This is a genomic window from Pseudomonas sp. P39-UII1 (genome assembly GCF_039672635.1).
Taxonomy (GTDB): domain Bacteria; phylum Pseudomonadota; class Gammaproteobacteria; order Pseudomonadales; family Pseudomonadaceae; genus Aquipseudomonas.
In genome coordinates this window covers 183,687-203,244 of sequence record NZ_JBDFPP010000005.1, presented here as the reverse complement: position 1 = coordinate 203,244, position 19,558 = coordinate 183,687, and the positions used below count along the sequence as shown (strand labels likewise).

Here is a 19,558-nt window from a genome sequence, read left to right as displayed (position 1 = left end):
CGATAACTACACTAAATAGTCATTTAGTGTAGTTAGGATTTAACCATGACCGTAGCGTCTGCCTTGGTAGCCTGGCTGATTGCTGGATCGGCCAACAGCTCAGTCACCCGACTTGCAAATGCTTGCAAGGTAAACGGCTTGGTCAGCACTTGCCTCCCCGCTGCTTGCACATATCCCGTGATGAACATTGTTTTCAGAGCGGGTTGGATCGCAGTCGCCTGTTCGGCCAGTTGCCACCCATCCATTGCGCCAGGCAAGCCCACATCGCTAACCAGCAGGTCGACGTCTCCCCCTGAGCGCAACAGTTCGAGCGCTGCGACACCATCGCCCGCCTGGAGCACCTGGTAGCCCTGTTCCTCCAGGGTTTCCTGCAGGATAATGCGCATCGTGTGCTCATCTTCCACCAGCAATATGACCTTTCCCTGCTGTAGCTCAATCTCAGGCGCTTTTGCCGCGTCCTGCTCGGGTTCGGCCACATCACCGCTATGCCGAGGCAAATAAAGATCGACCCGCGTGCCTTCATCCTGCTTCGAGTGGATCTTCACCTGGCCGCCCGATTGCTGCGCGAAGCCGTAGATCATCGAAAGCCCCAGCCCCGTGCCCTGCCCTACGGGTTTGGTGGTGTAAAAAGGTTCGAAGACATGAGGTAGCACCTCAGGCGCGATGCCGATGCCGGTGTCGGTTACGCTCAGGTGCAGGTATTGCCCAGGCGCCAGGTCATGTTGTGGGGCCTCGTGCACCGTCAGCGCCAGGTTGCGCGCCGCCAAGGTGATCTGCCCCCCGCCAGGCATGGCATCGCGAGCATTATTGCAGAGGTTCAGCAACGCGTTCTCAAGTTGGCTGGCATCGACGAACGCGGGCCAAAGTGCCACGTCGCACAGGGTATCGACCCGAATGCCGGGCCCTGCCGTGCGCTGTACCAGCTCACTCATGCCATGCAACAACGTGGGGAGCTCCACAGCCTTGGGCTCCAGTGTCTGACGCCGCGAAAACGCCAACAGGCGGTGGGTCAAAATGGCAGCGCGGCTGGCGGCGCTTCGTGCGGCACTGATGTGCTTGTCGACTTCCCCCATGCGGCCCTGATGGATGCGATGGCTGAGCAGCTCGAGCGAACCACTGATGCTGCCAAGCAAGTTGTTGAAATCGTGCGCCAGGCCGCCGGTCAATTGGCCAACCGCTTCCATTTTCTGCGACTGGCGCAGTTGTTCTTCGGCAGCCATCAACTCTGCCGTGCGCTGGCTAACCCTTTGCTCCAGCGTCTCGTTGAGTTCGCGCAAGGCTTCTTCGGCTATTGTCCGCTCCAGCAGGTCAGCGGCTGTTCGCGCCAGAATGTCGAGCAGGCGCAAAACCCGCTCCGAGGGCTGATGCGGTTGGCTCCAGTGCGTAGAGATCATGCCCAGCAACTGGCCGCTGCGCGATTGCAGTGGCGTGGTCTGTGCTGCCCGGATGCCGGCATTGCGGAAGCACAGCAGCTCTTCGGTGCCGGTGATCTCGTCCCACCGTTCAAAGTCCGAGACGACCGCACGCTCGCCACGCCTGAGGGCCAGGCCGCAGCTGCTCAGCGCATCGTGGCGCACCCACTGCCAGAACTGCACGGCCTCGGGGGGCAGCCCGCGCGAGCACAGCAATTGCAGCTGCCCGCCATGCCCAGACGGATGATCGGGCGGGCAAAGCACCTGCATCGTCGCAAATTGCGAGCCGGTGATGCTGGCGGCGGCGTCGACGATCTTGTCATAGAGCGCCCGGCGGTCCTGCTCGCCGATCAGGGTAACGCTGATGCTGTGCAACAGGTCGATGTCGGCCAGCGCGGTGGTTGTCATGTCGGTCCCTCGAGGTGGTCAGCCTTGCAGCCTCAAGCCAACCCACCAAATCGTTTGTAGAAGCTTTCGTTCACGTCCGGCAAAGGGCCATCGGCCGTTTCCAGTGCCGTATTCAACCACGCCTCCGCCTGGGCGAACACCAGCCGATACAGGTTGCGGCACAACTGCCTTGCCGCCCTGCCTTCCCAGTCACCCGGCAAAAGCTCGTCGGGCAGCTGCGGGTCGCGCAACAGCAGCCTGCGGTACTCGTGGATCAACAAGGTGCGGGCCAGGAAGCAGTCTTCAGGGTTGAGCGCGTCCTGTTCTTTCAAGCCTTGCCACAGTGGCCGGAACAGCTGGATGAACTCGCTGTACTGTTGCCCCAGTTCGTCAATACGCCAGCTTTCGCGCACCTGCGCGCGCATGGCCTTGGAGGCCAGTACTTCCTGCGTATGGGTTTCGAAGACGATGCTGTCGTCGCTCGCTTCCAGCTCGCGCAGGGTCGCGGCCAGGTCGGCGCGGTCCGCGCGCGGGCAACCGAGCACGTTCGGGGCCATGGCGCCGAAACCCTGCCATTCCAGTTCTTCGCGCACGGCCTTGCGTTTGCCGGGGTCGAGTTGCGACAGCAAGACCAGGGTCCAGGCGCCGTCCCAGGCCGGCTGGCTGGGGCTGTAGACACGCTTGAACGCCTTCTCGAAACGCCTGCGGCCGGTACCGGTAAGGCTGTAGTAACTGCGCCGGCCGACCTTTTCAGCGGTCAGCCAGCCTTCCTTGGTCAGGCGGAAGATAGACGTGCGGATCAGCCGTTCGTTGATGCCGACAGGTTCCAGCAGGTTGATCAGGCTGCCGAGCCAGACCGTACCGCCATGGGGCTCGATGGCATCGCCGTACAGGGTGATGATCAGCGAGCTGGCGCGGATCGGCGTCTGCTCCTGAAAGCGGGTGATCAGGTGGTTCAGCGGGGCGAGGTTGCTCATAGAGGAACTGTGCGCGGAGAAACCACCGACTATACCTGTGCGGCGGCCCGCCTGGCCATTGCGCGCTGCAGGGAGGTTCATGCGCCCTCCTCGCCTTTGGGCCGGAAGCCGCCGTCACCCATGCGCGGGCGCTGGGGTTCGGCTGCGGCCAGTGGTGGGCATTCGACCAGGCTGGCCATGCAGCGCTGGCTGAGGCGTTGATATTCGGCGGTGCCGCGTTGCTTCCAGCGCAGTTCCTGCTCGGTCAATGGGCGTTTGGCCTGGGCGGGTGAGCCGATTACCAGGCTCTGTTCGGCGCACTCGAACCCGGCCTTGACGAACGCCGTGGCGCCGACGATGCAGCGCGGCGCGATGCGGGCGCCGTCCATGACCACCGCATTCATGCCGATCAGTGCGTCAGCGCCCACGCGGCAGCCATGCAGCACCGCACCATGGCCAACATGGCCGTTGCGCTCGATCACCGTGTCGCCACCGGGGAAGCCATGCATCACGCAGGTGTCCTGCAGGTTGGCGCCCTCCTCCAGGACGATGCGCCCGAAATCACCGCGCAGCGAGGCCAGTGGCCCTACATAACAGTGCGCGCCGACGATGACGTCACCGATCAATACGGCGCTTGGGTGGACATAGGCCGTCGGATCGATGACGGGGGTCAGGCCGTCGAGTCGGTAGCAGGGCATGTCGTATCTCCTGAAATGATTCGTATCGTATCTTGATCTTGTATCGTATGCCTGCTGGGCGTCAATCCTCTTGAACGCAGCTAAATTGCTTGTTCCTGGGAGAATCTACAGAGCTAAAGGTCGTATAACGAGATACACAATCCGTATTTCGCTATTGATTGTGTGTATCGCATGGTGTTTATATTGACCGCACCTGGGCACGCTCACCCGTCGCCCCTGCAGACAATTCCAAAAAAAGCCGGCCACTCGATGCGCCGGGCCAAGCAGCTTGAGGACCCCGACATGCCGCGTTATCTCCTAGTGCAGGCGCCGGAACACGGCGTTCGCCGGATCACCCTGCAACGCCCAGAGGCCCTCAATGCCCTGTGCACCGAACTGCTGGCAGAGCTGGCCGCCGAACTGGATGCCGCAGAGCGCGACGAGCAGACCCGCGCCGTGGTCATTACCGGCAGCCGCAAGGCGTTCGCCGCCGGTGCCGATATTCGCGAAATGGCCGAGCGTGACCTGGTTGGCATTCTCAATGACCCGCGGGTTGCCCACTGGCAGCGCATTGCGGCCTTCTGCAAACCCCTGATCGCTGCCGTGAACGGCTACGCCCTGGGCGGTGGCTGCGAGCTGGCGATGTGTGCCGACATCGTGATCGCGGGCAGCGATGCCCGCTTCGGCCAGCCTGAAATCAACCTTGGCATCATCCCCGGTGCCGGTGGCACCCAGCGCTTGCTGCGCGCCGTCGGCAAGCCCCTGGCGATGCAGATGGTCCTCACCGGTGAAGCGATTGACGCCCGGCATGCCCTGCAAGCCGGCCTGGTCAGCGAAATCACCCAGCCAGAACTGACGGTGGAGCGCGCTACCCAAGTTGCCCGCAGCATCGCCGCCAAGGCGCCGCTGGCGGTGCGCCTGGCCAAGGAGGCGCTGCTCAAGGCCGGCGACACCGACCTTGCCAGCGGCCTGCGCTTCGAGCGCCACGCCTTCACCCTGCTGGCCGGTACCACCGACCGCGACGAAGGCATCCGCGCCTTCCAGGAAAAACGCCCGGCCCAGTTCAAAGGCCGTTGATTTGCCCTTCCCATCGCCTGACGGAGCAAGCCTTCCATGACGTTCGAGCACATTCTGTTTTCCATCGAGGGCGGTGTTGCCCAGCTCATCCTGAACCGCCCCGAGCAACTCAACAGCTTCAACACGCAGATGCACATGGAGGTGCGCGAGGCGCTCAAGCAGGTGCGCCAGAGCAGCGAAGCACGGGTGCTGCTGGTAACCGGGGAAGGCCGCGGCTTCTGCGCAGGCCAGGACCTGTCCGACCGCAATGTCGCCCCTGGCGCGGCAATGCCTGACCTGGGCGAGTCCATCGACACGTTCTACAACCCGCTGGTGCGCACCCTGCGTGACCTGCCGCTGCCGGTCATCTGCGCAGTCAATGGCGTGGCGGCAGGCGCCGGGGCGAACATTGCGCTGGCCTGCGACCTGGTGCTGGCGGCCCGTTCCGCCAGTTTCATCCAGGCCTTCTGCAAGATTGGCCTGGTCCCCGATTCCGGCGGCACCTGGTTGCTGCCGCGGCTGGTTGGCATGGCACGGGCCAAAGCGCTGGCGATGCTCGGCGAGCGCCTGAGCGCCGAGCAGGCGCAGCAGTGGGGCCTGATCCACCGCGTGGTCGACGATGCCGAGCTGCGCGACGAGGCCATCGCCCTCGCCCGCCACCTGGCCAGCCAGCCCACCTACGGCCTGGCACTGATCAAGCGCAGCCTCAATGCCAGTTTCGACAATGGCTTCGACCAGCAGCTGGAGCTTGAGCGCGACCTGCAGCGCCTGGCCGGGCGCAGTGAAGATTATCGTGAGGGCGTGAGCGCCTTCATGAACAAGCGCACACCCGCGTTCAAGGGGCGTTGAACATGCAAGCACTTCAAAGCAGTGCCGTGGTCGCAGTGATCGGTGCGGGCGCCATGGGGGCTGGTATCGCCCAGGTGGCAGCCCAGGCTGGCCACCCGGTAAAGCTCTACGATAACCGCCCCGGTGTTGCGGCGCAGGCCGTGGCCGGTATCGATCGCCAGCTCGGTCGCCTTGTAGAAAAAGGCAAACTGCAGCCCGATGCCCGCGAAGCGATCGTGGCGCGCCTGCAGCCGGTGGAGGTGATCGAAGCCTTGGTCGACGCCCGGCTAGTGATCGAGGCCATCGTCGAAAACCTGCAGGTCAAGCAAGACCTGTTACGCCAGCTGGAAGCACTGTGCGCAGAGGACTGCATACTCGCCAGCAATACCTCGTCCCTGTCGATCACCAGCCTGGCGGCGGGCCTTGCCCGGCCGCAGAACGTGGTCGGCATGCACTTCTTCAACCCTGCGCCGTTGATGGCGCTGGTTGAAATCGTTTCGGGCCTGGCCACCGAGCCAAACGTCGCCGCCGTGCTTTATCACACGGCAAAGGCCTGGGGTAAAAAGCCGGTTCACACCCGTTCCACGCCCGGTTTCATCGTCAATCGCGTGGCGCGGCCGTTCTATGCCGAAAGCCTGCGCCTGCTGCAGGAGGGCGCGGCCGACTGCGCAACACTCGATGCCTTGCTGCGCGATGCCGGTGGTTTCCGCATGGGCGCGTTCGAACTCACCGACCTGATCGGGCATGACGTCAACTACGCCGTCACCTGTTCGGTGTTCGATGCATTTTATGGTGATTCCCGCTTCCAGCCCTCGCTGGTACAGAAGGAGCTGGTCGATGCGGGCCGTCTCGGGCGCAAGAGCGGGCATGGCTTCTATCGCTACGCCGAAGGCGCCGAGCGCCCGCCCGTGGCAGAACTTGCCAGTGCGCTGACGGTTGACCGCTGCGTGGTCGAAGGCCATCTCGGGGCGCTGCAGCCGCTGGTTGAGCGCTTGCGCGACAGTGGGCTTGCCATTACCGAACGCGCAGGCCGTGGCGTGATCCAGGTCGGCGATGCGGCCCTTGCGCTTTGCGATGGGCGCCTGGCCAGCCAGCGTGCCCGGGATGAGGGCCTGCGCAACCTGGTGCTGATCGATCTGGCCCTGGATTACCGCACGGCTTCGCGCATCGCCATCAGCTGGTCGGCCGACACCACTGCCACGGCACGTGACCAGGTTGTCGCACTGCTGCACCGGGCAGGCATCCAGGTGGCCGCGGTTGCCGACCTGCCTGGCCTGGTGGTGCTGCGGACCGTGGCCATGCTTGCCAACGAGGCCGCCGATGCCGTGTTGCAAGGCGTCGGCAGCGCCGCCGACATCGACCTGGCCATGTGCGCCGGGGTCAATTACCCACGCGGCCCATTGGCCTGGGCCGAGCAGATCGGCCTGGGTTACACGCTGTGCGTGCTGGAACACCTGCAGGCCAGCTATGGCGAAAGCCGCTACCGCCCTTCCCTGCTGCTGCGCCGCAGCCACGCCCAAGGAGCCCGCCTGCATGACTGAATTGCAACGCACCCCGGACGAACTGGCCCAGGCCTGCGCCGCCGCCCTGTTCTCCCGCGACCAGGCCAGCCAGGCCCTGGGCATCCGCCTGCGCAGTGCCGGCGCAGGCCAGGCCCGCCTGAGCATGCCGGTGCGCGCCGACATGATCCAGGGCCACGGCACCTGCCACGGTGGTTTCCTCTTCGCCCTCGCCGACTCGGCCTTTGCCTTCGCGTGCAACAGCTACGACGAAGCCACGGTCGCCCTGGGCTGCAGCATCGACTACGTCGCCCCCGCACTGTGCGGTGATGTGCTGACTGCAAGTGCGGCCGAAATGAGCCGCAAGGGCCGCACCGGGCTGTACGACGTGCGCATCGAAAACCAGCGCGGCGAGCTGATCGCCCTGTTCCACGGCAAATCCTACAAAGTGCGCGGCACGGTGCTCGCGCAGGAGACCGCAAATGACTGAACACCCTCCCCTCGATGCGCTGATCATCGATGCCGTGCGCACGCCGATCGGCCGTTACGGCGGCGCCCTCAGCAGCGTACGCGCCGACGACCTGGCCGCCGTGCCAATCAAGGCGCTGGTCGCGCGCTACCCGGCGCTTGACTGGTCCGCCATCGACGACGTGATCCTTGGTTGCGCCAACCAGGCCGGTGAGGACAACCGCAACGTGGCGCGCATGGCCGCGCTGCTGGCCGGCCTGCCGATCAGCGTGCCCGGCACCACGATCAACCGCCTGTGCGGCTCCGGCATGGACGCCATCGGCAACGCCGCCCGCGCCCTGCGCTGCGGTGAAGCCGGGCTGATGCTGGCCGGCGGCGTCGAGTCGATGTCGCGTGCACCTTTTGTCATGGGCAAGTCCGAGCAGGCCTTTGGCCGCAGCGCCGAGCTGTTCGATACGACCATCGGTTGGCGCTTCGTCAACACACTGATGCAGGCCGAGTTCGGCATCGATTCGATGCCCGAAACGGCCGAAAACGTCGCCGACCAGTTCGCTATCTGCCGTGCCGACCAGGATGCTTTCGCCCTGCGCAGCCAGCACAAGGCCGCCGCCGCCCAGGCCCGCGGCCGGCTGGCACGTGAAATCGTGCCGGTGGAAATCGCCCAGCGCAAAGGCCCGGCCATTCGGGTCGAGCAGGATGAACACCCGCGCGCCGACACCACCCTGGAGCAACTGGCCAGGCTGGGTACGCCGTTCCGTCAAGGCGGCAGCGTCACGGCGGGCAATGCGTCGGGGGTCAACGATGGTGCGTGCGCGCTGTTGCTGGCCAGCAGCGCAGCCGCCCGCCGCCATGGCCTGAAGGCGCGAGGGCGGATCGTCGGCATGGCGGTGGCCGGCGTTGAGCCACGCATCATGGGCATCGGCCCGGTGCCGGCGACCCACAAGGTGCTGGAACTGACCGGCCTGTCACTGGCCGACATGGACGTCATCGAGCTCAACGAAGCCTTCGCCGCCCAAGGCCTGGCCGTGTTGCGCGAGCTGGGCCTGGCTGATGACGACGCGCGGGTCAACCGTAACGGCGGCGCCATTGCACTTGGCCACCCGCTGGGCATGAGCGGCGCCCGCCTGGTCACCACCGCCCTGCACGAACTGGAAGAAAGCGCCGGCCGCTACGCCCTGTGCACCATGTGCATCGGTGTCGGCCAAGGCATTGCCATGGTCATCGAACGCCTCTGACCAATGGCTTGTTACTGAACGCGACGCCGCCGGTTATGCTGCGTCCATGACACTCACGGCGCCGCTCCTTATAGAGGAAGGCGCCGGTCTACAAGAACAATTCGAGTGATGCCATGAACATGTACCATGATGCCGATCGTGCCCTGCTGGACCCGATGGAAACCGCCAGTGTCGACGCCCTGCGTCAGCACCAGCTGGAGCGGTTGCGCTGGAGCCTGAACCACGCCTACGACAACGTGCCGCTGTACCGTAAACGCTTCGACGAGTGCGGCGCCCACCCGGAGGACCTGAAGTCCCTCGACGACCTGGCGAAATTCCCCTTCACCGGCAAGAACGACCTGCGCGACAACTACCCCTACGGCATGTTCGCCGTGCCCCAGCAGGAGGTGGTGCGCCTGCACGCCTCCAGCGGCACCACAGGCAAGCCGACCGTGGTGGGCTACACCCAGAACGACATCGACACCTGGGCCAATGTGGTCGCCCGCTCGATCCGCGCTGCAGGTGGGCGCAAGGGCGACAAGGTGCATGTGTCCTACGGCTATGGCCTGTTCACCGGCGGCCTGGGTGCGCACTATGGGGCGGAGCGCCTGGGGTGTACGGTAATCCCCATGTCGGGCGGCCAGACCGAGAAGCAAGTACAGCTGATTCGGGACTTCCAGCCCGACATCATCATGGTCACGCCCTCCTATATGCTCAACCTGGCCGACGAGATCGAGCGCCAGGGCATCGACCCGCACGACCTCAAACTGCGCCTGGGCATCTTCGGTGCCGAGCCATGGACAGACGAACTGCGGCGCTCCATCGAGCAACGGCTGGGCATCGATGCGCTGGATATCTATGGCCTGTCCGAGATCATGGGCCCGGGCGTGGCCATGGAGTGCATCGAGACCAAGGATGGCCCGACCATCTGGGAAGACCACTTCTACCCCGAAATCATCGACCCGGTGACCGGCGCGGTGCTGCCTGACGGCCAACTCGGCGAGCTGGTGTTCACTTCGCTGAGCAAAGAGGCGCTGCCGATGGTGCGCTACCGTACCCGCGACCTGACGCGCCTGCTGCCCGGTACGGCGCGGCCGATGCGGCGTATTGGCAAGATCACCGGGCGCAGTGACGACATGCTGATCATTCGTGGGGTCAACGTGTTCCCGACGCAGATCGAGGAGCAGGTACTTAAAGTCAAACAGCTTTCAGAGCTTTATGAGATTCATCTGTATCGCAATGGCAATCTGGACAGCGTCGAGGTGCACGTGGAGCTGCGGGCTGAGTGCCAGACCATGGAGGACGGCCAGCGCAAGCTGCTCACCGGTGAACTGAGCAAACAGATCAAGACCTACATCGGCATCAGCACCCAGGTGCGACTGCAGCCCTGCGGTACCCTGAAACGCTCCGAAGGCAAGGCGTGCCACGTGTTCGATAAACGGTTGGCTGGCTGAGTCATCGGCTGCCTTTGCGCCCCGGCCTGGCCCGGGGCTTTTTTTGCCTGGGAGAAAGCTGGGGGCTGCTTTGCAGCCCACGGCCTCCCCAAACGATACATAAAACTCATCTGATACACATAAAACTGTTTGACGTTATGTTTTGTATCGCTTACAAATGACTCATGCCTTAGCAGGAGTCGGAACATGTACGCACAGCTAGTGGAAACCGGAGTAAAACGCGTCAAGGCGCTGGACGAGATGTCGCCTGAAGAACGCCACTTCCAGGAAAAGATCGACGCCGAAATCAAGATCGAAGCCAAGAACTGGATGCCCGAGGCCTATCGCCAGACCCTGATCCGGCAGATCTCCCAGCACGCTCATTCGGAAATCGTCGGCATGCTGCCCGAAGGCAACTGGGTCACCCGCGCCCCCAGCCTCAAGCGCAAGCTGCAACTGATGGCCAAGATCCAGGACGAAGCCGGCCACGGCCTGTATCTGTACAGCGCCATGGAAACCCTCGGCGCCGACCGCGACGAAGAAATCGCCAAGCTGCACAGCGGCAAGGCCAAGTATTCGAGCATCTTCAACTACCCGACCCTGAGCTGGGCCGACATGGGCGCGGTGGGCTGGCTGGTCGATGGCGCTGCCATCGTCAACCAGGTGGTGCTGCAGCGCACCTCCTATGGCCCCTACTCCCGCGCCATGGTGCGCATCTGCAAGGAAGAAAGCTTCCACCAGCGCCAAGGCTACGAGCTGCTGCTGACCATGATGCGCCAGGGCACCCAGGCACAGAAGGACATGGTCCAGGACGCCATCAACCGCCTGTGGTGGCCGTCGCTGATGATGTTCGGCCCCAGCGACGAACACTCCCCCAACAGCGCCCAGTCGATGGCCTGGAAGATCAAGCGCCAGACCAACGATGAACTGCGCCAGCGCTTCATCGACCAGACCGTGCCGCAGCTCGAACTGCTCGGCTGCACGGCGCCCGACCCCGACCTCAAGTGGAACGAAGCCCGCGGCCACTACGACTTCGGCGAAATCCAGTGGGACGAGTTCTACGAAGTCATCAAGGGAAACGGCCCGTGCAACCAGGAACGCGTCGCCACCCGGCGCAAGGCCATCGAGGATGGCGCCTGGGTGCGCGAAGCGGCCGTGGCCTACGCACGCAAGCAACAGAACAAGAACGCCGCCTGAGCGGCGATTGATGCGGAGATCTGAAATGTCTGTCTGGACCCTCTACGAAGTGTTCGTACGCAGCAAGCACGGCCTGAACCACAAGCATGTCGGCAGCGTGCACGCCGCCGACGCCGCCATGGCCATCGAGAACGCGCGCGAGCTGTACACCCGCCGCAGCGAAGGGGTCAGCCTGTGGGTGGTGCCTTCGGCACTGATCACCGCCACCTCGCCTGACGAAAAAGACCCGCTGTTCGCGCCGTCGGACGACAAGGTCTACCGCCACGCCAGCTTCTACCAACTGCCCGACGAAGTCGGGCACATGTGAGGTTGGCCATGTACAAGCACGATCTCATCCCTTACCTGCTGTTGCTCGGCGACAGCGCCCTGGTCCAGGGCCAGCGCCTGTGCGAATGGTGTGGCCACGCACCGGCACTGGAAGAAGAGCTGGCCTTGATGAACGTCGGCCTCGACCTGGTGGGCCAGGCGCGCAACTGGCTGGATTACGCCGCCGAGTTGCTGGACGACGGCCGCGACGCCGACGCCCTGGCGTTTCGCCGTGACGAGCGCGCGTACCGCAACCTGTTGCTGGTTGAGCAACCCAATGGCGACTTCGCCGTGACCATGGCCAAGCAGTTCTTCTATGACGCCTGGCACTACGCGGTGCTGCAGCGGCTGGTCGACTCCAGCGACGAACGAATTGCCGGCATTGCTGCCAAGGCCCTCAAGGAAGTCACTTACCACCTGCGCCGTTCGGCTGAATGGGTGCAGCGCCTGGGCGGCGGCACCGACGAAAGCCGTCGGCGCATGCTCGAGGCGATCCCGGCGTTGTGGCGCTTCACTGTCGAGCTCGCGGCAGGCAGCGCTAACGAGGTGCAACTGGCCGAAGCCGGCATCGCGGCCGACCCTGCGCAGGTTGGCGCAGATTGGCTCAAACAGGTCAGCACCCTCTTCGCCTCGGTCGAACTGCCCCTGCCCAAGGCAGCCAGCCACTTCTACCTCAGTGGCCGCCAAGGCCTGCACACCGAACACCTGGGCCTGTTGCTGGCCGAAATGCAGTGCCTGCCAAGGGCCTACCCCGATGCAACCTGGTGAGCTGATTGCCGGTGACCGCGGTGCCCGGGCGCCGCAAAGCGACGACCTCGCGCGCGCCTGGGCGGTACTGGGCGAGGTCATGGACCCGGAAGTGCCGGTGGTCAGTGTGGTGGACTTGGGCATTGTCCGTGACCTGGGCTGGCGTGCCGGCCACCTGCACCTGGTGGTCACACCCACCTACTCGGGTTGCCCAGCCACCGAAGTGATCGAGGGCGATATCCGCCAGGCGCTGGAGCAGGCCGGTTTTCCGGCGCCCGACCTTGAGCGTCGGCTGACCCCGGCCTGGAGCACCGACTGGATCAGTGCGTTGGGCCGTGAACGCCTGCGCGCCTACGGCATCGCCCCACCCAGCGGCAGCGCCAGCAAGCGCAGCCTGCTCGGCGAGGCGCCCCAGGTGTGCTGCCCGCAGTGCGGCAGCCACCACACCGAACTGCTCAGCCAGTTCGGCTCCACGGCCTGCAAGGCGCTGTACCGCTGCCGCGAGTGCCTGGAGCCGTTCGACTATTTCAAATGCATTTGAGCCGTGGAGGCCACCATGAGCCAGTTTCACAGCCTGACCATCAAGCAAGTGCGCAACGAAACCCGCGACGCGGTATCGATTGCTTTCGACGTGCCACCACACCTGCAGGACGCCTTCCGTTTCACCCAGGGCCAGTACCTGGTGATGCGTACCCAGCTGGACGATGAAGAAGTACGCCGCTCCTATTCCATCTGCAGCGCCGTGCAGGATGGCGAGCTGCGCGTAGCCGTCAAACGGGTAGCCGGCGGGCGTTTCTCGGCTTTTGCCAATGACACGCTCAAGGCCGGCCAGCAACTGGAGGTGATGCCGCCGGCAGGCAGCTTCTTCGTGCCGCTGCAGCCGACCCGCCAGGGCAACTACCTGGGCGTGGCCGCTGGCAGCGGCATTACGCCGATCCTGTCGATCATTGCCACTACCCTGGCCAGCGAGCCGCACAGCCGCTTCACCTTGTTGTACGGCAACCGCGCAAGCGCCGGCGCGCTGTTTCGCAACACGCTCGAAGACCTGAAAAACCGCTACCTCGACCGCCTCAACCTGATTTTCGTGTTCAGCCGCGAGCAGCAGGACGTCGACCTGTACAACGGCCGCATCGACGCCGACAAGTGCGGCCAGCTGTTCTCCCGCTGGATGGACGTGGCCAGCCTCGATGCTGCGTTCATCTGCGGCCCGCAGGCCATGACCGAGACCGTGCGCGACAGCCTGCAGGGCAACGGCATGGCCAAGGATCGCATCCATTTCGAGCTGTTCGCTGCTGCCGGCAGCGAGACCCGTCGCGAAGCCCGCGAGGCGGCGCGCCAGGCCGATTCGGCGCTCAGCCAGATCACCGTGATCAGCGATGGGCGGGCTTTGAGCTTCGACCTGCCGCGCAATACCCAGAACGTGCTGGACGCCGGCAACGCCATCGGCGCCGAACTGCCCTACTCGTGCAAAGCCGGGGTGTGCTCGACCTGCAAGTGCCGGGTGATCGAGGGCGAGGTGGAGATGGACAGCAACCATGCGCTGGAAGATTACGAAGTGGCGGCCGGGTACGTGTTGTCGTGCCAGACCTACCCGCTCAGCGACAAGGTGGTCCTCGACTTCGACCAGCTCTGAAACCGAGTCACCCTTTTCGCGGTGAATTCGTTCCTACGGGCCTGCTCGGCCCATGTAGGAGCGGATTCATCCGCGATAGGGCCCTCAGCAACACCGCAACACCCGCGTGACCTCAACAAAAACAATTACAACACCAAGAGATCGCTTGCCATGACCCCCGAACACATCGAGAGCATCAGCAACCACCCCGATTTCCAGCACCTGGTACGGCGCAAGCGCCGCCTCAACGGCAGCCTGACACTGGCCATGCTGGTGATCTACTACGGCTTCGTCCTGCTGGTGGCGTTCTCCCCCAGCACCCTGGGCCAGTCCCTCAGCGGCGGCGTGACCACCGTCGGCATGCTGGTCGGGGTGCTCATGGTGCTGGTGTCCTTCGCCCTCACCGGCATCTATGTGCACCGCGCCAACAACGTGCTCGACCCGCTTAACGACAAGGTCAAGCAGGAGTGCGCGCAATGAACTGGACCGCCATCTCGATGTTCATGGTGTTCGTCTGCTTCACCCTGCTGGTGACCCGCTGGGCGGCCTTGCGCACCCGCTCGGCCAGCGACTTCTACACCGCCGGCGGCGGCCTGACCGGCATGCAGAACGGCCTGGCAATTGCCGGCGACATGATCAGCGCAGCGTCCTTCCTGGGCATTTCAGCGATGATGTTCCTGAATGGTTACGATGGCCTGTTGTATGCCCTGGGCGTACTGGCCGGCTGGCCGATCATCCTGTTCCTGATCGCCGAGCGCCTGCGCAACCTGGGCAAATACACCTTCGCTGACGTGGTTTCCTACCGCCTCGCGCAAACCCCGGTGCGCCTCAGCTCGGCGTTCGGCACCCTGGCTGTGGCACTGATGTACCTGGTGGCGCAGATGGTCGGGGCCGGCAAGTTGATCGAATTGCTGTTCGGCATCAGTTACCTGTACGCGGTCATGCTGGTCGGCGTGCTGATGGTCGCCTACGTCACCTTCGGCGGCATGCTCGCCACCACCTGGGTGCAGATCATCAAGGCGGTCATGCTGCTCTCGGGCACCACCTTCATGGCGTTCATGGTGCTCAAGCATTTCGGCTTCAGCACCGAAGCGATGTTCGCCAACGCCGTGGCCGTGCACGCCAAGGGCCAGGCGATCATGGCGCCGGGCGGCTTGCTGTCGAACCCGGTGGATGCGATTTCGCTGGGCCTGGGCATGATGTTCGGCACCGCCGGGCTGCCGCATATCCTGATGCGCTTCTTTACCGTCAGCGACGCCAAGGAAGCGCGCAAGAGCGTGTTCTACGCCACCGGCTTCATCGGCTACTTCTACCTGCTGCTGATCGTCATCGGTTTTGGCGCCATTGTCATGGTCGGCACCGAACCGGCCTACCGCGATGCCAGCGGCGCGATCATCGGCGGCGGCAACATGGTCGCCGTGCACCTGGCGCAGGCGGTGGGTGGCAACCTGTTCCTGGGCTTCATCTCTGCCGTGGCGTTCGCAACCATTCTGGCTGTGGTGGCTGGCCTGGCGCTTTCCGGGGCTTCGGCGGTGTCCCATGACCTGTATGCCTGCGTGGTGCGCAAGGGCCAGGCCACGGAGCAAGAAGAAATGCGCGTGTCGCGGATCGCCACGCTGGTGATCGGCATGCTGGCGGTGGTGCTGGGGCTGGTGTTCGAGTCGCAGAACATTGCCTTCCTGTCCGGCCTGGTACTGGCCGTGGCCGCTTCGGTCAACTTCCCGGTGTTGCTGCTCTCCATGTTCTGGAAGGGCCTGACCACCCGCGGCGCAGTGTGCGGCAGCATGGCCGGGCTGGTTTCGGCCGTGGTGCTGGTGGTGCTGGGCCCGGCGGTGTGGGTCAACGTGCTGCACAACGAGCGGGCGCTGTTCCCCTACAGCAACCCGGCGCTGTTCTCCATGAGCCTGGCGTTCCTTGGCGCCTGGGTGTTCTCGGTGACGGACACCTCCGTGCGTGCCAGCGAAGAGCGTGGCCGTTACCTGGCGCAGTTCATCCGGTCCATGACCGGCATCGGCGCCGCTGGCGCAAGCAAGCACTGACCCTTGAATATGTCGGGTATAAAAACAATGAACCGCATGCAACTCACTTCTGCCGCTTGGCTGGCCACCCTCGCCCTGCCCGTGCCGGCCCTTGCCGACTTCATCGGCGACAGCCATGCACGGCTGGACCTGCGCAACCACTACATCAACCGCGATTTGCGCCAAAGCAATGCCCCGCAAGCCAAGGCCGAGGAATGGGGCCAGGGCTTTACCGCCCGGCTGGAATCCGGCTTTACCGACGGCCCGCTGGGCTTTGGCATGGACGCCATCGGCCAGCTGGGCATCAAGCTCGATTCCAGCCGCGAGCGGCGCAATACCGGCCTGCTGCCGTTCGGCCCGAACAGCGGTGAGCCGGTCGATGACTACAGCGAGCTGGGCCTGACCGGCAAGGTGCGCCTGGCCAAGAGCACCCTGCGCCTGGGCACGCTGCAGCCGATCCTGCCGGTGGTGGTGTACAACGACACCCGCCTGCTGGCCTCGACCTTCCAGGGCGGCCAGCTGACCAGCCAGGACATCGACCGCCTGACCGTCAATGCCGGGCGCCTGACCAAGGCCAACCTGCGCGATTCGTCCGGGCGCGACGATATAGGCTACGGCGCCGCCAGCAGCGACCACCTGGATTTCGCCGGCGGCAGCTACGCGCTCACCCCGCAGACCAGCGTGAGCTACTACTACGCCAAACTCGAAGACATCTACCGCCAGCAGTTCATCGGCCTGATCGACACCCGCCCGCTGGCTGAAGGCGTTAGCCTGCGCACCGACCTGCGCTACTTCGACAGCCGCAACGACGGTGCCCAACGCGCCGGCAACATCGACAACCGCAACTTCAACGCCATGTTCACCCTGGGTGTCCGGGCCCACAAGTTCACCGCCACCTGGCAACAGATGTCCGGCGACAGCGCCTTCCCGTTCGTCAACGGCGGCGACCCGTTCACCGTCAACCTGGTGACCTACAACACCTTCACCCGTGCCGGGCTGGACGCGTGGCAGGTGCGCTACGACTACGACTTCGTCGCCCTGGGCATCCCCGGCCTGAGCTTCATGACCCGCTACACCGACGGCCGTCACGCCGAGACCGCCACGGTCAGCAACGGCCGTGAGCGCGAGCGTGACACTGACCTCACCTACGTCATCCAGAGCGGCCCGCTCAAGGACGTCAGCCTGCGCTGGCGCAACGTCACCTTCCGTTCCGGCAATGGCCTGACCAACGCCGTGGACGAAAACCGCCTGATCATCGGCTACACCCTGGCGCTGTGGTAACAGCGCCCTTCCTGACATCAGAACAGCATGGAGAACAGCATGTCTGACGCCCCAACCTTGCAGAGTTTCATCGCCGGCCGCTGGGTCGGCCAGCACGGCGCCCAGGCCTTGCGCAGCGCCCTTGACGGCCATGTCCTGGCCTACAGCCATGAAGAACGCCCGGATTTCGCCGAGGCCGTGGATTTTGCCCGCGCCCGTGGCCTGGCTGAGCTGATGGCCATGGACTTTCAGCAACGCGCTGCCCGCTTGAAAGCCATTGCCTTGTACCTGGCCGAGCGCAAGGAACAGTTGTACGCGCTGTCCCACCACAGCGGCGCCACCCGCGCCGACAGCTGGATCGACATCGAAGGCGGCAATGCCACGCTGTTCGCCTACGCCGGTATCGGCAGCCGCGAGCTGCCTTCGGGGAACCTGGTGCATGAAGGGCCGGCGATCCCGCTGGGCAAGCAGGGCCATTTTGCCGGTAGCCACATCCTGGTGCCGCGTGCCGGTGTCGCCGTGCACATCAACGCGTTCAACTTCCCCATCTGGGGCATGCTCGAGAAGTTCGCCCCGACGTTCCTCGCCGGCATGCCGTGCATCGTCAAACCGGCGACGTCCACCAGCTACCTTACCGAAGCCGTGGTGCGCCTGATGAACGCGTCCGGCCTGCTGCCAGCTGGCAGCCTGCAACTGGTGATCGGCAGTACCGGCGACTTGCTCGAGCGCCTGCAGGGCCAGGATGTGGTGACCTTCACCGGCTCTGCCGACACCGCGGCAAAACTGCGCGTCACGCCCAACCTGATCCGCAATTCGGTGCCGTTCACCGCCGAAGCCGATTCGCTCAACTGCGCCATCCTTGGCCCTGATGTGGCCCCGGACAGCGAAGAGTTCGACCTGTACATCAAGGAGGTGGTGCGTGAAATGACCACCAAGGCCGGGCAAAAATGCACCGCCATCCGCCGCGCCATCGTCCCGGCCAAGCACCTGGATGCGGTGGCCACGCGCCTGCGTGAGCGCCTGAGCAAGGTGGTGGTCGGCGACCCTTCGCTTGAAGGCGTGCGCATGGGCGCGCTGGCCTCGCATGACCAGCAGCGTGACGTCGGCGAGCGCGTGCGCGCCCTGCTGCAAAGCTGCGACCAGCTGTTTGGCGCCAGCGACGGTTTTGCCCCGCGTGGTGAGGGTGTTGCCGAAGGGGCCTTCTTCGCCCCGACCCTGCTCCAGGCCCGCGACCCGCATGCCGACGGCGGCGCCCACGATATCGAGGCGTTCGGCCCGGTCAGCACGCTGATGGCCTACGACGACCTCGACGAGGCCCTGGCCCTGGCGGCACGCGGCAAAGGCAGCCTGGTGGCGACCCTGGTTACCGCTGACCGCGCCGTTGCCGCCCGGGCAATCCCGGTGGCCGCCGCCTGGCACGGTCGCCTGCTGGTGCTGGACAGCGAGGCCGCCAAGGAGTCCACCGGCCACGGCTCGCCATTACCACAGCTCAAACACGGCGGCCCCGGCCGTGCCGGTGGCGGCGAGGAGCTGGGTGGCCTGCGAGCGGTCAAGCATTACCTGCAGCGTGCTGCCGTGCAGGGGTCGCCGAGCATGCTCACGGCGGTGACCGGTGAATATGTGCGCGGCGCGGAAGTGATCGAGACCGAGGTGCATCCGTTCCGCCGGCATTTCGAGGACCTGCGCATTGGTGAATCGCTGCTCACCCACCGGCGCACGGTGACCGAGGCCGACCTGGTCAACTTCGGTTGCCTGTCGGGCGACCACTTCTACATGCACTTCGACGAGATCGCGGCCAAGGCGTCGCAGTTCGGCAAGCGCATTGCCCACGGCTATTTCGTGCTGTCGGCGGCGGCCGGGCTGTTCGTTTCGCCAGGCGCTGGGCCGGTGCTGGCCAACTATGGGCTGGACACCCTGCGTTTCATCAACCCGGTGGGGATCGGCGACACCATCCAGGCGCGGCTGACCTGCAAACGCAAGATCGACCAGGGCAAGGCCAGCCCGCTGGGGCAGCCGCAGGGCGTGGTGGCGTGGGATGTCGAGGTGACCAATCAGCTGGGTGAGCTGGTGGCGAGCTATGACATTCTGACGTTGGTGCTGAAGCGCTAGGTTTGTGGCTTGTCGAGAGAGAATTGGCGGTTTTGAGATCGAGCGCCGGGCGCTTGCCTTGAGATCTTCAGCGCCCATGAGATCGAGCGCCGCCCGCGCGGCGCATCGCGAAGCGCTTGCCTTGGGATCTTCAGCGCCCTTGAGACCGAGCGCCGCCCGCGCGGCGCTTCGCGGGGCAAGCCCGCTCCCACATTTGTTGCAACGTGCCATGGCCTGTGAGGCCATAGTTGCCAGCCTTGGTGACACGACGTGATTTCTCGGCTGGCGCTGCCGGCGCCCCACCAGTCTTCAGCCATGCGCCAAGGCTAACAACCATGGCCTATCAGGCCATGGCACGTTGCAACAAATGTGGGAGCGGGCTTGCCCCGCGAAGCGCCGC

The 19,558-nt window shown here is 64.8% G+C and carries 18 protein-coding genes; 15 read left to right on the top strand and 3 right to left on the bottom strand.

The features are described from left to right. Nucleotides 1-32 precede the first annotated feature (32 nt). From ABEH27_RS09555 to paaY, 3 genes are all read right to left on the bottom strand, one after another. Nucleotides 33-1,820 (bottom strand): ATP-binding protein, encoded by a 1,788-nt coding sequence (locus ABEH27_RS09555; RefSeq protein ID WP_346613343.1) that lies wholly within the window; start codon nucleotides 1,818-1,820, stop codon nucleotides 33-35. 32 nt (nucleotides 1,821-1,852) lie between these two features. Next, a complete protein-coding gene (paaX, locus tag ABEH27_RS09550) occupies nucleotides 1,853-2,776 on the bottom strand; it encodes a phenylacetic acid degradation operon negative regulatory protein PaaX (protein WP_346613481.1) in 924 nt (307 codons plus the stop codon). A 77-nt stretch (nucleotides 2,777-2,853) separates the two neighbouring features. Continuing rightward, nucleotides 2,854-3,453 carry a phenylacetic acid degradation protein PaaY gene (gene paaY, locus ABEH27_RS09545; RefSeq protein ID WP_346613342.1) on the bottom strand — a complete coding sequence of 200 codons (600 nt, stop codon included), beginning with the start codon at nucleotides 3,451-3,453 and terminating at the stop codon, nucleotides 2,854-2,856. 282 nt (nucleotides 3,454-3,735) lie between these two features. Here paaY and paaF point away from each other — a divergent pair, with 282 nt between their 5' ends. The 15 genes from paaF to paaZ all read left to right on the top strand — a co-directional run bounded on the left by paaF (nucleotide 3,736) and on the right by paaZ (nucleotide 19,179). Beyond that, nucleotides 3,736-4,509, top strand: coding sequence for a 2,3-dehydroadipyl-CoA hydratase PaaF (gene paaF / locus ABEH27_RS09540; protein WP_346613341.1), 774 nt, complete (start codon nucleotides 3,736-3,738; stop codon nucleotides 4,507-4,509). Between the two features lie 36 nt (nucleotides 4,510-4,545). Further along, nucleotides 4,546-5,337 (top strand): 2-(1,2-epoxy-1,2-dihydrophenyl)acetyl-CoA isomerase PaaG, encoded by a 792-nt coding sequence (paaG, locus tag ABEH27_RS09535; RefSeq protein ID WP_346613340.1) that lies wholly within the window; start codon nucleotides 4,546-4,548, stop codon nucleotides 5,335-5,337. A gap of 2 nt (nucleotides 5,338-5,339) precedes the next feature. Further along, the gene (gene paaH / locus ABEH27_RS09530) at nucleotides 5,340-6,857 is read left to right on the top strand and encodes a 3-hydroxyacyl-CoA dehydrogenase PaaH (RefSeq protein WP_346613339.1); all 1,518 of its coding nucleotides are present in this window, start codon (nucleotides 5,340-5,342) and stop codon (nucleotides 6,855-6,857) included. Continuing rightward, entirely contained in the window at nucleotides 6,850-7,305 is a 456-nt protein-coding gene (gene paaI, locus ABEH27_RS09525) for a hydroxyphenylacetyl-CoA thioesterase PaaI (RefSeq protein ID WP_346613338.1), read from the top strand. The genes paaH and paaI overlap by 8 nt, the downstream gene beginning before the upstream one ends. Continuing rightward, a complete protein-coding gene (pcaF, locus tag ABEH27_RS09520) occupies nucleotides 7,298-8,518 on the top strand; it encodes a 3-oxoadipyl-CoA thiolase (protein WP_346613337.1) in 1,221 nt (406 codons plus the stop codon). The genes paaI and pcaF overlap by 8 nt, the downstream gene beginning before the upstream one ends. A 113-nt stretch (nucleotides 8,519-8,631) precedes the next feature. After that, nucleotides 8,632-9,951: a phenylacetate--CoA ligase PaaK gene (gene paaK, locus ABEH27_RS09515; RefSeq protein ID WP_346613336.1), complete on the top strand. Its 1,320-nt coding sequence runs from the start codon at nucleotides 8,632-8,634 to the stop codon at nucleotides 9,949-9,951. Between the two features lie 186 nt (nucleotides 9,952-10,137). Further along, nucleotides 10,138-11,127 carry a 1,2-phenylacetyl-CoA epoxidase subunit PaaA gene (gene paaA, locus ABEH27_RS09510; RefSeq protein WP_346613335.1) on the top strand — a complete coding sequence of 330 codons (990 nt, stop codon included), beginning with the start codon at nucleotides 10,138-10,140 and terminating at the stop codon, nucleotides 11,125-11,127. A gap of 25 nt (nucleotides 11,128-11,152) precedes the next feature. Next, complete coding sequence (gene paaB, locus ABEH27_RS09505) at nucleotides 11,153-11,434, top strand: 1,2-phenylacetyl-CoA epoxidase subunit PaaB (protein WP_346613334.1); 282 nt, start codon at nucleotides 11,153-11,155, stop codon at nucleotides 11,432-11,434. An 8-nt stretch (nucleotides 11,435-11,442) separates the two neighbouring features. Beyond that, a complete protein-coding gene (gene paaC, locus ABEH27_RS09500) occupies nucleotides 11,443-12,201 on the top strand; it encodes a 1,2-phenylacetyl-CoA epoxidase subunit PaaC (RefSeq protein WP_346613333.1) in 759 nt (252 codons plus the stop codon). Then, a complete protein-coding gene (paaD, locus tag ABEH27_RS09495; protein WP_346613332.1) occupies nucleotides 12,188-12,721 on the top strand; it encodes a 1,2-phenylacetyl-CoA epoxidase subunit PaaD in 534 nt (177 codons plus the stop codon). Before paaC ends, paaD begins: the two co-directional genes overlap by 14 nt. Nucleotides 12,722-12,736: 15 nt before the next feature. Continuing rightward, a complete protein-coding gene (gene paaE, locus ABEH27_RS09490) occupies nucleotides 12,737-13,813 on the top strand; it encodes a 1,2-phenylacetyl-CoA epoxidase subunit PaaE (protein WP_346613331.1) in 1,077 nt (358 codons plus the stop codon). A 150-nt stretch (nucleotides 13,814-13,963) separates the two neighbouring features. Next, nucleotides 13,964-14,272: a DUF485 domain-containing protein gene (locus tag ABEH27_RS09485; RefSeq protein ID WP_346613330.1), complete on the top strand. Its 309-nt coding sequence runs from the start codon at nucleotides 13,964-13,966 to the stop codon at nucleotides 14,270-14,272. Further along, nucleotides 14,269-15,831, top strand: a complete 1,563-nt coding sequence (locus tag ABEH27_RS09480) for a cation acetate symporter (protein WP_346613329.1) — start codon at nucleotides 14,269-14,271, stop codon at nucleotides 15,829-15,831. The genes ABEH27_RS09485 and ABEH27_RS09480 overlap by 4 nt, the downstream gene beginning before the upstream one ends. Before the next feature lie 27 nt (nucleotides 15,832-15,858). After that, nucleotides 15,859-17,091, top strand: a complete 1,233-nt coding sequence (locus ABEH27_RS09475) for an OprD family porin (protein ID WP_346613328.1) — start codon at nucleotides 15,859-15,861, stop codon at nucleotides 17,089-17,091. 39 nt (nucleotides 17,092-17,130) lie between these two features. Then, entirely contained in the window at nucleotides 17,131-19,179 is a 2,049-nt protein-coding gene (gene paaZ / locus ABEH27_RS09470) for a phenylacetic acid degradation bifunctional protein PaaZ (protein ID WP_346613327.1), read from the top strand. Nucleotides 19,180-19,558: the final 379 nt, after the last annotated feature.